The sequence below is a fragment of the Brevibacillus sp. HD3.3A genome (assembly GCF_013284375.2).
Taxonomy (GTDB): domain Bacteria; phylum Bacillota; class Bacilli; order Brevibacillales; family Brevibacillaceae; genus Brevibacillus; species Brevibacillus parabrevis.
On sequence record NZ_CP085874.1, the window covers coordinates 600,001 to 613,749 of the forward strand.

Genomic DNA, 13,749 nt, shown 5'->3' on the forward strand with positions numbered 1-13,749 from the left:
CGGTATAGCTCAATTGGTAGAGCACCTGACTTGTAATCAGGGGGTTGTGGGTTCAAGTCCTATTGCCGGCACCACCATTGGGGTATAGCCAAGCGGTAAGGCAACGGACTTTGACTCCGTCATTCCTAGGTTCAAATCCTAGTACCCCAGCCATTTGCGAGCCATTAGCTCAGTTGGTAGAGCATCTGACTTTTAATCAGAGGGTCGAAGGTTCGAGTCCTTCATGGCTCACCAGTTTTTACAATCAAGAGTCGAGTAGCACGATAGAAATATCGATGCGCTTTTCTGTTTTATCTTGCGGGTGTGGCGGAATGGCAGACGCACCAGATTTAGGTTCTGGCGGGAGACCGTGGGGGTTCAAGTCCCTTCACCCGCACCTTATAAGAAAAAGGATTTGCAGCCAGAGCAAACCTTTGTTCATGTACATGCGGACGTAGCTCAATTGGTAGAGCGTCGCCTTGCCAAGGCGAAGGTCGCGGGTTCGAGACCCGTCGTCCGCTCCATAGATGTTCTCGGGTCTCTCACCCGTTCCGGGTTTACCCTTGAATAGCATCAAAGAAGAGTGTCACGGGCACTTCAGATCTGGCTTGTCGGGTAGCAAATCGACGAAGTGGTGCCAGTAGAAGCGAGACCCGTCGTACGCTCCATCATTATTCAACCGTTTCAGGTTGACTCTTACAATTAAGTGCCCTTAGCTCAGCTGGATAGAGCGTTTGACTACGAATCAAAAGGTCGGGAGTTCGAATCTCTCAGGGCACGCCATTATTTCATATGAAACCGTAGAGTAGGAACAATTCCTACTCTTTTTTGCATAACCTCGGCTGCATTCTTACAAATTTTAAGTAAGTTTTCCTTGTATCTCCCAATTCCATCTATTACTTTAGAATTACACTGTATTTTCAACATCAACAATACAGGTGATACAAGGGAAAACAGGTGACAACGAGAGTTTGTTACATGCGTGATGGAAGAATAAGATGGAACAGGAGATGTATCAACGTGAACCCAATTAAATTGGACCAAATGCATCCTGCAATTGCTAAACTGATCGATAATATAGAAAAAGTTTTGATTGGAAAACGTTCGGTAATCGAGATGATGGTCGCAGCGATTTTGGCGAATGGGCATGTTCTTTTGGAGGACGTGCCAGGTGTCGGAAAGACGATGCTCGTACGCGCTCTGGCCAAATCGATCGGGGGCGAGTTCAAGCGTATCCAATTCACGCCCGATTTGCTGCCGACCGACGTGACTGGGGTAGCGATCTTCAACCAGCAAACGATGGAGTTTGAATTTCGGCAAGGACCGTTGTTTGCAAACGTGATTTTGGCGGATGAAATCAACCGGACATCGCCAAAGACACAGTCAGCTCTTTTGGAAGCGATGGAAGAGCGCTCAGTCACTGTAGACGGCACAACGTATCGGTTGGCCAACCCGTTTTTTGTGATGGCGACGCAAAACCCGCTGGAATACGAAGGAACGTTTCCACTGCCGGAAGCACAGTTGGACCGTTTTCTGATGCAATTACGCTTGGGATATCCGACTGTAGATGAAGAAATGCGGATGTTGTCGAGATTCTCAGATGTGAATCCGCTCACAGAGCTTGAGCCTGTCTTGTCGGCAGCAGACTTGACGCAGCTCCAGAAAGAAGTTGCTGCGATCAAGGTGTCGGAAGGGGTAAAAGAATACATTGTGCGGCTTTGCCACCGTACACGTGAACACCACCATATTTACCTTGGTGTAAGTCCACGCGGGTCACTTGCCTTGTATAAAGCGGTGCAGGCACTTGCATTCGTACGCGGCAGAGATTACGTTATCCCGGATGATGTCAAGGAACTGGTGCCGTTAGTATTCGCCCATCGGATGATCGTGAAGCCGGAAGCACGTCTGGAAGGAGCAACCGTTGATCGGGTACTGACCGTGATCTTGACCGAAACCCGAGTGCCGGTGAGCTGAGGCGGTGACTGCGAATGAGACAGCAAAGATGGGGTAAGCTCAAAGCGGTCCTGCTTGTGGTGATCACCTATGTTTTCGCCAAATTTCAGGGCGGTTTTTCCAGCTGGTTTCTTTTTTACAGCAGTCTGGTGTTTCTGGTATATGAGGCTCTGGCGTATTTTCTCATGTTCTCTACGCTGGAAGTAGAACGCCACATCGATCGCAACCGTTTGCAGGACGGCGAGGACGTCGTTGTGACGGTTCGTCTGCGCCGGAGAATCCGGTTTCCGCTCGGGTGGCATATGGTTGTGGAGCCGTTGCCGGAGCGTCTCGCAGGCGTGTATGAGCCGCACAGACAGCTGATTTTTCCTTGGTTTAAAAAAGAGATGGAGTTTCGCTACGTCATTCCCAGTCTGCCACGCGGTTTTTACACGCTGGATCAGTGTGTTGTCAGCGGAGGAGATTTTTTCGGATTTTGCGAAAGGCGGAAAGTGTTTTCATTCCCCCAGGAGTTTCTCGTCTATCCACGCTATAAGGAATTGACGCATTGGGCTTTGGGCGATGGCAGCTTCAGCGGGAATGTCCACGTGTCACACAAGCGCTCCGACGACGTCGCTGCGGTAAGGGGCGTACGCGATTATCAGCGCGGTGACCGTCTGAGCCAGATTCATTGGCGTGCATCTGCCAGAGGGACTGGCTTAAAAACAAAGGAATTTGAGCATCAGGCGATGAATCAGGCTGTCTTTTTCCTTGATGTAGAAAAGGAAAGCTACGAGGGCCAGCCAGCCCAGCTTTTCGAAACGGCGGTAAAGCTAAGTGCAAGCCTGATCGCGTATGCCAACCGGAACCAGTATCACTACGGGCTGGTGTACAGGCAAAAGGAACGCATCTCGATTGCTCCGGCGCTGTCCCATGCCCACTTCCTGCGTGTGTTTGATCAGTTGGCGCGAGTCATGCCGCAAGGAAGCGAGTCGTTCGCACGGGTTGTAGGGCGAGAAGCGCTGGAACAGCAACAAGGTGTAACGCTGATTATCGTCACACCGCGAGTAGACAAAGACCTGGTCAATCGACTGATTGCGTTGTCGCAAAAAGGAAGAAGAGTGCAATTGTTCTACGTACATGCCGAAGCCACCATTTCCCAGGAGCGCAGACGAATGCTGCAACTGCTCGGCGGAAGCAAAGTATCGTGTACGTCTATCCACGTCGATGAACAAGAGTGGAAGCGGATAGGAGGTGCTTAGACTCATGAGCGTGTGGAAACGTCCAACGGTATGGCAATGGGTCTCGGCCCTTTTTCTGTTCCTGATGCTAAGAGAGTGGCTATTGCCTTTGCAGGAGCTGACAGATACAGGCATCCTTTGGCCTTTTTATGCGATCGTGGCCGGAGTGCTGATTATCGACGTAGCCATACCGTATCGCTGGATTACAATACCGATCAAAATGCTGGGCCTGCTGTGGCTTTTGCATGCTTCTTTGTTCGACACACCGCTGTTTGCGACGGATTGGCTGGCGGAGTTGTACGGGCAGATAGTTCATGACCTCCCGTTGGCTTTTCAGCAGGATTGGGCAGCGATGTCCATCTTGTCGCGAAATGCCTTGTTTGACCTGATGCTGATCGTTTTGATCACGATGCTGACGTACTTGGTACTGGAGCAGCGGCAAGGCTTATGGTTCGTCTTTTTGACAGAGCTGTATTTGGCTGTCCTTGATACGTTCTTGCCGTATGACGCCAGCGAGGGGATTGTGCGGACGCTCATTTTCGGGTTCTTGCTCCTGGCTGTCAGTCATTTGATGAAGATGACCAACATGGCTACCGTGGCAGAAAAAAGGAGCCGACTTCTCTTCGGTTCTCTGATGGCTTCTCTCCTGATCATTCTCGTGAGCGTAGGCATCGGCTATGCCGCTCCGAAGAAAGCAGCGAGCTGGCCTGATCCGATTGCTTTTCTGATGGGCAACGGGAACGAGACGCCGACAGCGGTCATGAAAAAAGTTGGTTACGACAACAACGACGAGCGGTTGGGCGGACCTTTTCTGCAAGACAATACGCTGGTGTTCATTGCGACAACGAACGAGCGCAGCTATTGGCGCGGCGACTCCAAAGACCTGTATACAGGTGTAGGCTGGGAGAAAGGGGAACGCGATTACACGGCGATTCTCGACCCGCAAAACTACGAGTGGAAAAATGAACTGTTCCACGGGTTCGAAATGAAAAAGGTAGAAGCAACGCTGGAATTTAAAGGACCGCAGCAGTTTGCCACTGTCTTTTATCCGGGGCAATTGAACAAGGTGAGCAATTACGCTCCGCCGAATGCTACTGTCGTGTACGATCAGTTGAACCAACAGCTAGAGGTGCGGGCAGGCAAAATCAACCTGATCCAGCCCAGATCGCAAAATGGCAAAACGGAATACGCTCCTAACACATTGCTGCTCAAGCTCAACCAGTACAAGGTGAATGCAGAGGTTCCGGTTGTCAGCGAAAAGGCAGTGACCGAAGCGGGAACCGACTATCCGGAAGAGATCAAAGAGCGGTACTTGCAGCTTCCGGCAACTTTGCCGCCGCGTGTAAAAGAGCTGGCGAAGTCGATTACGCAAAATGCCAAGACCCCGTACGAAAAAGTCCGGGCGATCGAGAATTACTTGCGATCGAGTGGAAAATATAAGTATGAAACGAAAGATGTGCCTGTAGCTGCGGAGGGTCAAGATTTTGTCGACCATTTTCTCTTTGACAGCATGAGAGGGTACTGCGATCATTTCTCCACCTCCATGGCGGTTATGTTGCGCTCTCTGGACATCCCGACGCGCTGGGTAAAAGGCTTCGCTCCGGGGGAGAGAGTAGGCAGCGACGATCAAAACCGCGACATCATGGAAATTCGCAACAAAGATGCCCACTCGTGGGTAGAGGTGTACTTCCCGGGTCACGGGTGGATTCCTTTTGAAGCGACCAGCACCTTTATCTCGCCAGTGCGATTCAACTACGATTTGCAAACCTCCCAACCGCAATTGCCGATCCCTGTGCCGGATCTGGGCAACCAGACTTCGCCAGACAGAGGAGACGGGCGCTTCAATGAGCTGGAAGAGGGAGATGCCGTCCCTGGGAAAAGCTTTTCGATTCCGTGGCAAGTCAATGCGGGGCTGGTGGTTGTGGCAGCCGTTGCGGGTTTCATGGCTTGGAAGAGGAGAAAAGACATTCAACTATGGTGGCTCCGAAGACAGATTGATCAACATAAAGGAAACAAGTACCAGGATCGTTTCAACTGGTTGCTTCGCGTGATGGAAAGTGTCTACTCACGCCGGCAATCGGGTGAGACTCTCCGGGAGTATGTAGGCAGAATCACGATTCCAGCCGACAAGCGGCAAGACTTGCGTTACTTGACGGAAATGTACGAGCGAACCGTTTACGGCTACAAGGAATTGGAACAAAAGGCACGTTCCGTGGCAGAGCAGCTGATCGAGAGATTGATCCGTCAACTGAAGCCTTGAACAAAGCCGTCCCATCTGCTAGAATGACGATCAATGAGTCTCGTATAATGATCAGGAATACGGCCTGAAAGTTTCTACCGCTGAACCGTAAATTCGGCGACTACGAGGAGAGCACTTCGGATTTCTGTACATGCAACCACACATGTGTACACAAGCTGGGACGCTGCCTCCGTATGAAAGATCGGAGTCACCGTCCCGGTTTTTTTGCAAATATGCGACAATTCGGCTTGTAGACGAGTGGGCATGATGCAGAACCGGGGGAAGCGGAAACTGTTTGACCATGCATCAAGCGAGGAGGTCGGCAAAATTGCAGCCGACACTCACGTCCTGTGCGTAACAGGAGAAGGGGGATATGATGGACAAGTCATTGGAAATGGTCGTCGTACTCGATTTCGGAGGCCAGTACAATCAATTGATCGCGCGACGCGTTCGCGATCTCGGTGTCTACAGCGAGCTGATGCCGTTCAATACGCCTGTAGAAAAAATCAAGGCAATGCAACCAAAAGGGATTATTTTCTCCGGCGGACCTGCGAGCGTGTACGAAGAGGGAGCGCCTAAAGTAGATCCGGCGATTTTTGATCTGGGCTTGCCAATCCTGGGTATTTGCTACGGCATGCAGCTGATGAGCCACATGCTGGAAGGAAAAGTAGAGCGAGCTGGCAAACGCGAGTACGGAAAAGCGGAGCTGCGTTTGCAAAATGCCCACAGCCTGTACGAAAAATGGGATGCGAATGAAATCGTCTGGATGAGCCACACCGATAAAGTAGTAGAGCTTCCGACTGGTTTTAGCGTAGATGCTGTGAGCGACAGCTGCCCGGTAGCGGCGATCAGCAACCCTGAGCGCAAGCTGTACGGCGTGCAATTCCACCCAGAAGTTCGTCACACCGTAAAAGGAAGCGAGTTCATCGGCAACTTCCTGTTTAACGTGTGCGGTTGCGAGCCTACCTGGAGCATGACGACTTTCATCGAGGACGAGCTGGTTCGCATTCGTGAAACCGTAGGCAACAAGCAAGTTCTGTGTGCCTTGAGCGGCGGCGTTGACTCTTCCGTCGTAGCAGCGTTGATCCACAGAGCGATTGGCGATCAATTGACTTGCATGTTCGTAGACCACGGCCTTCTGCGCAAAGGGGAAGCCGAAAGCGTCATGGAGACATTCGGTGAGAAATTCTCCATGAAAGTGATCAAGATTGACGCTCGCGAGCGTTTCCTGAGCAAGCTGAAAGGCGTTTCCGACCCTGAGCAAAAGCGCAAAATCATCGGCAACGAGTTCATTTACGTATTCGATGAAGAAGCAGGCAAACTGACAGACATGGACTTCCTGGCGCAAGGTACACTGTACACGGACATCGTGGAAAGCGGAACGGCGACAGCGCAAACGATCAAGTCCCACCACAACGTGGGCGGCTTGCCGGAAGACATGAAGTTCGAACTGATCGAGCCTTTGAAAACATTGTTCAAGGACGAGGTTCGCAAATTGGGTACAGAGCTTGGCTTGCCGGATGAAATCGTTTGGCGTCAACCGTTCCCAGGTCCGGGACTCGGCATTCGCGTTTTGGGCGAAGTGACAGAGGAAAAACTGGAGATCGTTCGTGAATCCGACGCGATTCTTCGCGAAGAGATTGCCAAAGCAGGTTTGGATCGGGACATTTGGCAATACTTCACAGCTCTGCCGAACATGACGACAGTGGGCGTAATGGGCGATGTACGCACCTATTCCTACACAGTAGGCATTCGTGCCGTTACTTCCATCGACGGCATGACAGCTGACTGGGCACGCATTCCGTGGGATGTTCTGGAGAAAATCTCCACGCGGATCGTCAATGAAGTCGACAACGTAAACCGCATCGTGTACGATGTCACTTCCAAACCACCAGCAACGATTGAGTGGGAATAAAATAAATCCGGATGTTCACCTTATTTCAAAAATGAACGTTCGTATTTTCGTTGACATTCGATATGTCACCTGATACACTTCTCAATGTGAACAGGTAATATAGGAAGGTTCGTATATTCTTGAGAATATGGCTCAAGAGTTTCTACGGGGTCGCCATTAACGACCTGGCTACGAACAAAATGTCGACGGGATGCGAGTTTGTTATTATTTTTGAAATTGTTCCCGGAGTGTTTTGTGAAGAGGCCAGGCGCATACTAATAGCGTCCGGGCCTTTTTTCATTGCCACTACCATAAGCATGGGGGGACTTACGGTGCGGAAGTACTTTGAGTTTGACAAACTGGGCACCAATTACCGCCGCGAAACAATCGCGGGCATCACTACTTTTTTGGCCATGGCGTATATTCTGGCTGTCAATCCGTTCATTCTCAGCGGTGCAGACTTGCCGCCGGATCTGAAAGCAAACTACCCTGAGTTCGGCGCTGTATTCACGGCGACAGCTCTGGCAGCAGCGATCGGAACGCTGCTCATGGGGATTCTTGGACGTTTGCCGATCGGGCAAGCACCAGGGATGGGACTGAATGCGTTCTTTACTTACACCGTCGTGTTGACGATGCACATTCCTTGGCAACAAGCATTGGCTGGGGTATTTGTCTCTTGTACGATCTTTTTGATTCTGTCCTTGACTGGCGTTCGGGAAGCAATCATCAAAGCGATTCCAAAAGGGTTGAAATATGCGGTTTCTGCGGGGATTGGGCTGTTTATCGCATTTATCGGTTTGAAAAACGCAGGCATTGTGGTTGCAAATGATGCGACGTTTGTCGCTTTGGGTCATCTGACCTTTTACCATGAAGGAATGAAGCCAGAAGACGTATTGGCTGCGAAAAATGCCTTGCTGGCAATCTTCGGTCTGATTGTTACGGTCGTTCTGCTTTCGCGAAAAGTGAACTCCGGTATTTTCATCGGGATGGTGGTCACAGCTGTAGTCGGGATGATCTTCGGTCTGGTCAGCCTGCCAGAGCAGGTTGTATCTGCACCGCCGAGCCTGGCGCCGACATTCGGTGCGGCGTTCCAATACCTCGGTGATCCATCTGCTTTGTTTACAGTGAACATGCTGATCGTTGTTCTTACGTTCTTGTTCGTTGACTTCTTCGATGCAACAGGTACTTTGCTCGGCGTAGCCAGCCAAGCTGGATTGTTGAAAGAAGACGGAAACTTGCCGCGTCCTGGCAAAGCGCTCGCTTCTGATGCGATTGCCGGTATGGCGGGTGCGGTACTCGGTACTTCGACGACTACTGCTTATGTCGAGTCCACGGCAGGGGTAGCAGCAGGCGGCCGTTCCGGTTTTACTGCTATCGTTACAGGCGTGCTGTTCTTGCTGGCTCTGTTCTTCTCGCCGCTGCTCGCGATTGTGACCCCGGCTGTTACCGCCCCGGCGCTGATTATCGTCGGTGTGCTGATGGCTTCGCATATCGCCCATGTGGCTTGGAACGATCTGGACGAAGCGTTCCCGGCGTTCCTGACGATCTTGTTGATGCCGCTGACTTACAGTATCGCAACAGGGATTGCGACTGGCTTCATCGTTTATCCAGTGATGAAGTTGCTGAAAGGCAAAGGGCGTGAAGTGCATCCGGCGATGTACGTTCTGTTCTTCGTGTTCCTGGCCTACTTCATCTGGTTGCGCGAATAGGATATTTTGGAAAATGGCTTCTCGTCTACTGGACGGGGAGCTTTTTTTGCGCTATGATAGGAAAAATCTTTTGATGTGGAGGGACCTCTGTCATGTTTAGCCAAATATCGTTCCTTCAACAGCATCACCACGGCTAGAGCGTTTGTATCTTCGGAAATGTTTCCGCAGGTGCAAGCGCTTCTTGTGCTTTGTGCCTGCGGTGGTGATTTTTTTGTAGCCATGCGGGCATGAAGTTGCCTCGCATGGCTATTTTTGTTGGTTCGAAAACAGAAAGGATGAGGGACATGGAAAACAGCGTTTTGAAAAGCGTGAAAGGAACAAAAGACTTTTTGCCAAAAGAGCAGGCGCAGCGCAACTGGATACGGCGCACGCTGGAGGCGGTGTTCGAGGCGTACGGCTGCAAGCCGCTGGAGACTCCGACATTGCAATACTATGAGCTGCTCGCATCCAAATACGGCGGCGGGGACGAGATTTTGAAAGAAGTTTATCGGCTGAGTGACCAAGGGGAGCGGGAACTCGCCTTGCGCTACGATTTGACGGTTCCTTTGGCAAAAGTCGTCGGGATGAACCCGGAGATGAGATTGCCCTTCAAGCGCTATGAGATCGGCAAAGTGTTTCGCGACGGTCCGGTGAAGACTGGACGGCTGCGGGAGTTTATCCAGTGCGACGTCGATATCGTCGGTACGTCCTCGATGCTTGCCGAGGCAGAGTTGATCAGCATGGCGTTTGCGGCATTCGCCAAGCTTGGGTTGGACGTGTACATCGAGGTAAACAATCGCAAGCTGTTGTCGGGCGTGTTGCAGGAGCTGGGGGTACCGGCAGAAAGGGCGGGAGATGTGATGCTGTCGCTCGACAAGCTGGAGAAAATCGGCGTGGAAGGGGTACGCGACGATTTGCGGGAGCGCCAGGTGGAGGAGCCGCTTGTTGCAGCGATCACAGCTTTTTTGCAAAAGGGGGCGCTGACTTTGGACGCTTTGGCGAAGCAGTTTTCCTCTGATACTTTCCGGCAGGGCGTACAGGAGCTGCAAGAGCTGTTTGACTACTTGCAAGGAGCAGGCGTCTCTGGCGAGGTGCGCTTTTCGCCGTTTTTGGCCCGCGGCTTGGGGATTTACACGGGCACAGTTTACGAGATTTTTTTGCAGGATCGAAGCATTGCCTCAAGCATCGGCAGTGGCGGCAGGTTCGATGAGATTATTGGGCGGTTTTTAGGCGATGGGCGAACATATCCGGCAGTGGGCATCTCGTTTGGGCTTGATGTGATTCTGGCGGCGCTCTCCATGCGGGAGGCAAGCGAGCGGGCAGCCGCTGACGTTTTGGTCATCCCGCTCGGCACCGAGACGCTTGGCCTTGGGCTGGCGAATCGCCTGCGTGCGAGCGGTCTCCGGGTCGAGCTGGAGCTTGCGGGCAGGAAGCTGAAGAAAGCGCTGGACTACGCAAACAAGGAAGGGATAGCCTACGCGCTGATTTACGGCGAAAATGAAGTGAACAGCGGACAGGTGATCGTGCGGGACATGCGGCAGGGCAGTGAAGAGGCAGTAGCACTCGATTCTGTTTCAAGCTGGTTGTCCAGCAGACTGTAAAGGAGATAGCCTTTTTTTGCCACTTTCGTTACGATAAAGAAAAAAGGGGGCGAAGGCATGCGGAAATGGGCCTTTTGGCTAGGATGCAGTTGCTTGGTGATGAACTTGGGATGGCCAGCTAAGGCAAGCGAGGAGCCGCTTTTGCAAAAGCCGTTGTATCAGGCGAATGTCCACATTGATCCAGTGAAAAAAGAAGTGAGCGGAAGCATAGCCATCACCTTTTGGCCGAAAGACCCGAAACATGCCTACCTTCATCTTTATCCGGACGTATTTACGAAACGACAAGATGGAATGCTATGGGAGGAACTTTTAGGCAAGGAACCTGGACTTGGCACGTATGATAGTAACAAGCTCACAGTCGACGGAAAAGCGGTTGCGGGCAAAAAGACTGGGCATATTTTGGAGATACCGCTTGCAGCAGAAGGAAAACCGATAAGCGAGACAGGCCCGCACAAAATCGAGCTGAATTTTGCGATGAAGCTTCCTCACAACGACGGGAGGATGTCATACGATGAGCACGCGATCTGGCTGGGCAACTGGCTGCCGATTCTCGCCGTGTACGATCAGGGCGGGTGGCGTCTCGATGCGTACGAGCCTGTAGGCGATCCCTTTTACAGCGAGGTCGCAGATTACGAGGTCAACGTCACTTTTCCAGCGGGCTATCAGTGGGCGAGCACGGCACCCGATAAAGCAGCAGAGGTGATTGCGCCGTCAAAAGGAGAAAAAACGGCACGGCTGCGCGTAAAAGATGTGCGCGATTTTGCCCTTGTTGTCATGGATGCGAGCTACCAGAGCACAGAGAGCAAAGCAGGAGATACAGTAGTTCGCACTTGGTGGCGCCAAGGGGATGACGTGCAGCAAGCCAAGCAAAACCATCAGGCGGCTGTTTCGTCACTGGCGTATTTTCATCAAAACTTGGGGGCATATCCGTACACGGAGTACGATGTGATTCGGACAGGCGGGGCGATCAACGGGATGGAGTACCCGGCTTTGGTGTTTCTGGACGGGCGGCATTTTCTGGCGAATGCAGAGTACGCGATTGATACGGTGGTGCATGAGACGGCCCACCAATGGTTTTACGGATTGGTCGGCAACGATCAGCTTCGCGAGGCGTGGCTGGACGAAGGCTTTACTGAATATGCAACGATCGCCTTCCTGACGGAACAGTATCCGCTACACGGTGCTGAGCGCGTGCGCAGGCGGCTTGCCAACGGGACGTTTGTGCCACTTTACGTAAAAGAGCATCAGCGGCCGTGGCAGGCTCTCACCGAGTTTCCTGCCAATCAATACTATAGCGATCTCGTTTACTCCAGGACAACCTCCATGCTGTGGCTGTTGCGGGGAGCTTGGGGAGAAGAGCGGCTGTATGATGTTTTGAGACAGTATGTGGCGACTTACCGTTACCAGCTTGTCAGCGGCGAGCAATGGAAGGCGTTTTTGACAAAAGCGGCTGGCGAGGACGCGAGCGCATTTTTGGACTATTGGATGAATCTGGACATGTCCCAGCAGGAACAGGCAGCGGCCTGGCTGGAACGACAACGCGAAAAGCAGCAAAAGTAAGCGAAGGCAGGGGAGTGCCATGTGGCGCAAGCATTGGGTGGTCGGCATGGTAGTAGGGATTGCTCTGGCAGTGTGCTTGTGGAGCAGCCCGTGGGCGGGACAAGCCGGGGCAGATGTGGCGGTGATCGCCAACCCGGAGCAGAAGCCGGCAGCTGTCACGTACAGCGCAGAGGTGTGGCTGGATATGAACGAGCGAGTCGTAAAAGGAACGTTGACGACCCGCTTTGTACCACAGGATGACAAAGCCTTTTTCCATCTGTATCCGAATGCTTTCGCTACAGAGGCGGATCTTCGCTCAGAAAACTGGGAGCAAGTGCTGGGCAAACAAAGAGAGCCGGGCGGCATTGCGATCTCGGCTGTCAAAGTAAACGGACGCCAAGCTGATGTTCGCTATGAAGGAAAAACGAACACGCTTTTGCGCGTGCCGCTCCCACAGCTTCCGCCGAACAAGGCAAAAGCCGAAACGGTTGTGGAGATGAGCTTCCGCCTGCAAGTGCCGTATAACAACGGGCGGCTGTCTTACCACGATCATGCCATGTGGCTCGGCAATTGGCTGCCGATTCTCGCCGTCAAGGACAGCGGCGGCTGGCGACTCGATCCGTACACAGCGATCGGCGACCCGTTTTACAGCGAGGTGGCGAACTATCATCTGCGCGTTCATTTGCCGGAAGGGTATCAGCTTGCTACGACGGGGCTGGAAAGTGTCGCTGTCGTCACGCAAACAAGGCCGCAGCGCCAAAGTATATACGAGCTGGATGCCTGGAACGTTCGTGATTTTGCCATGGTCGTGATGGATGACACGTATCAGGCGATGTCCGGCAAGGTGGGGGAAACTGTCGTTCGGACCTGGTCGCAGCAAGGCGATGATGCGGCAGTCGTGAACAGCTTGCACCAGACGGCGATGGAATCGCTCGACTACTATGGAAAACAGTTTGGCACGTACCCCTACAAGGAATACGATGTCGTCAAGACGGGCGGCTTTTTCGGGGGAATGGAGTATCCGAGTCTCGTCTTTATTGAAGAGGAATTTTTCAACACAGCGAATAGCATGGGAGCGGCTGTGGTTGCGCACGAAACCGCCCATCAATGGTTTTACGGCATCGTCGGCAACGATGAAGTGCGGGAGGCGTGGCTCGATGAAAGCTTGACCGACTACGCCACGATGGCGTTTTTGCAGGAAAAGGATGCCAAGCGCGCGCAGGCGTACATGCGGATGAGGCAAGGCCAGTCGCGAGCGGCGGAAGCGTATGCGAAGCAAGGAATTGACGCCGAGACGAGTGTGACGGCCTTCCCGGACTGGAAAAGCTACAATGAGCTGGTCTACGGACGCTCAGGCGTCATGTGGTGGACTTTGCGGGATGCTTGGGGAGCCGAACGGCTGAATCAGTTATTGCGCCAGTACGTGAGTGAGCACCAGTACGGGCTTGCGAATGGAGCAGCGATCAAGGAACTGGTATCGGCGGCAAGCGGAGCGGATGCCACACCGTTTTTTGATTACTGGCTTCATCTCAAGCTGGAGCTTGCGGAAGCAGCGAACGGCTGGTTGGAAAAGGTTAAACACGAATGATGGAATCAAACCCAATTTAAAATGTTCGGAAGCGTGGTTGACAGGCAA

8 protein-coding genes, 6 tRNA genes and 2 riboswitches (1 of these 16 only partly in view) are annotated in these 13,749 nt (G+C 52.5%); all 14 genes read left to right on the forward strand.

Annotated features, from left to right (window positions below; genetic code table 11):
* Positions 1–74: transfer RNA gene (locus HP435_RS03240), tRNA-Thr, on the forward strand (it extends 2 nt beyond the left edge of the window).
* A gap of 4 nt (positions 75–78) precedes the next feature.
* A tRNA-Gln gene (locus tag HP435_RS03245) sits at positions 79–153 on the forward strand.
* A 5-nt stretch (positions 154–158) separates the two neighbouring features.
* A tRNA-Lys gene (locus HP435_RS03250) sits at positions 159–234 on the forward strand.
* Between the two features lie 63 nt (positions 235–297).
* Positions 298–376, forward strand: a tRNA-Leu gene (locus HP435_RS03255).
* A gap of 51 nt (positions 377–427) precedes the next feature.
* Positions 428–503, forward strand: a tRNA-Gly gene (locus HP435_RS03260).
* Between the two features lie 182 nt (positions 504–685).
* Positions 686–762 (forward strand) — tRNA-Arg (locus HP435_RS03265).
* Between the two features lie 237 nt (positions 763–999).
* Positions 1,000–1,953, forward strand: a complete 954-nt coding sequence (locus HP435_RS03270; RefSeq protein ID WP_122965618.1) for an AAA family ATPase — start codon at positions 1,000–1,002, stop codon at positions 1,951–1,953.
* 14 nt (positions 1,954–1,967) lie between these two features.
* Entirely contained in the window at positions 1,968–3,173 is a 1,206-nt protein-coding gene (locus tag HP435_RS03275; RefSeq protein ID WP_122965617.1) for a DUF58 domain-containing protein, read from the forward strand.
* Positions 3,174–3,177: 4 nt separating this feature from the next.
* Complete coding sequence (locus HP435_RS03280) at positions 3,178–5,412, forward strand: transglutaminase TgpA family protein (RefSeq protein ID WP_122965616.1); 2,235 nt, start codon at positions 3,178–3,180, stop codon at positions 5,410–5,412.
* 20 nt (positions 5,413–5,432) lie between these two features.
* A riboswitch (purine riboswitch) is annotated at positions 5,433–5,535 on the forward strand.
* Positions 5,536–5,767: 232 nt separating this feature from the next.
* The gene (guaA, locus tag HP435_RS03285; protein ID WP_122965627.1) at positions 5,768–7,306 is read left to right on the forward strand and encodes a glutamine-hydrolyzing GMP synthase; all 1,539 of its coding nucleotides are present in this window, start codon (positions 5,768–5,770) and stop codon (positions 7,304–7,306) included.
* 89 nt (positions 7,307–7,395) lie between these two features.
* Positions 7,396–7,497: riboswitch (purine riboswitch) on the forward strand.
* Positions 7,498–7,617: 120 nt separating this feature from the next.
* Positions 7,618–8,994 (forward strand): NCS2 family permease, encoded by a 1,377-nt coding sequence (locus HP435_RS03290; protein ID WP_063229610.1) that lies wholly within the window; start codon positions 7,618–7,620, stop codon positions 8,992–8,994.
* A 284-nt stretch (positions 8,995–9,278) separates the two neighbouring features.
* Entirely contained in the window at positions 9,279–10,574 is a 1,296-nt protein-coding gene (locus tag HP435_RS03295; protein ID WP_173597809.1) for a histidine--tRNA ligase, read from the forward strand.
* A 99-nt stretch (positions 10,575–10,673) separates the two neighbouring features.
* On the forward strand, positions 10,674–12,134 hold the full coding sequence (locus HP435_RS03300; RefSeq protein WP_229049805.1) for a M1 family metallopeptidase: 1,461 nt from the start codon (positions 10,674–10,676) through the stop codon (positions 12,132–12,134).
* A gap of 19 nt (positions 12,135–12,153) precedes the next feature.
* On the forward strand, positions 12,154–13,701 hold the full coding sequence (locus HP435_RS03305) for a M1 family metallopeptidase (protein ID WP_173599433.1): 1,548 nt from the start codon (positions 12,154–12,156) through the stop codon (positions 13,699–13,701).
* Positions 13,702–13,749: the final 48 nt, after the last annotated feature.

Bases quoted from the DNA above. Each gene is read 5' to 3' on its own strand.
- guaA (WP_122965627.1), top strand. From the start codon at position 5,768: ATGGACAAGTCATTGGAAATGGTCGTCGTACTCGATTTCGGAGGCCAG.
- HP435_RS03300 (WP_229049805.1), top strand. From the start codon at position 10,674: ATGAACTTGGGATGGCCAGCTAAGGCAAGCGAGGAGCCGCTTTTGCAA.
- HP435_RS03275 (WP_122965617.1), top strand. From the start codon at position 1,968: ATGAGACAGCAAAGATGGGGTAAGCTCAAAGCGGTCCTGCTTGTGGTG.
- HP435_RS03305 (WP_173599433.1), top strand. From the start codon at position 12,154: ATGTGGCGCAAGCATTGGGTGGTCGGCATGGTAGTAGGGATTGCTCTG.
- HP435_RS03280 (WP_122965616.1), top strand. From the start codon at position 3,178: ATGAGCGTGTGGAAACGTCCAACGGTATGGCAATGGGTCTCGGCCCTT.
- HP435_RS03295 (WP_173597809.1), top strand. From the start codon at position 9,279: ATGGAAAACAGCGTTTTGAAAAGCGTGAAAGGAACAAAAGACTTTTTG.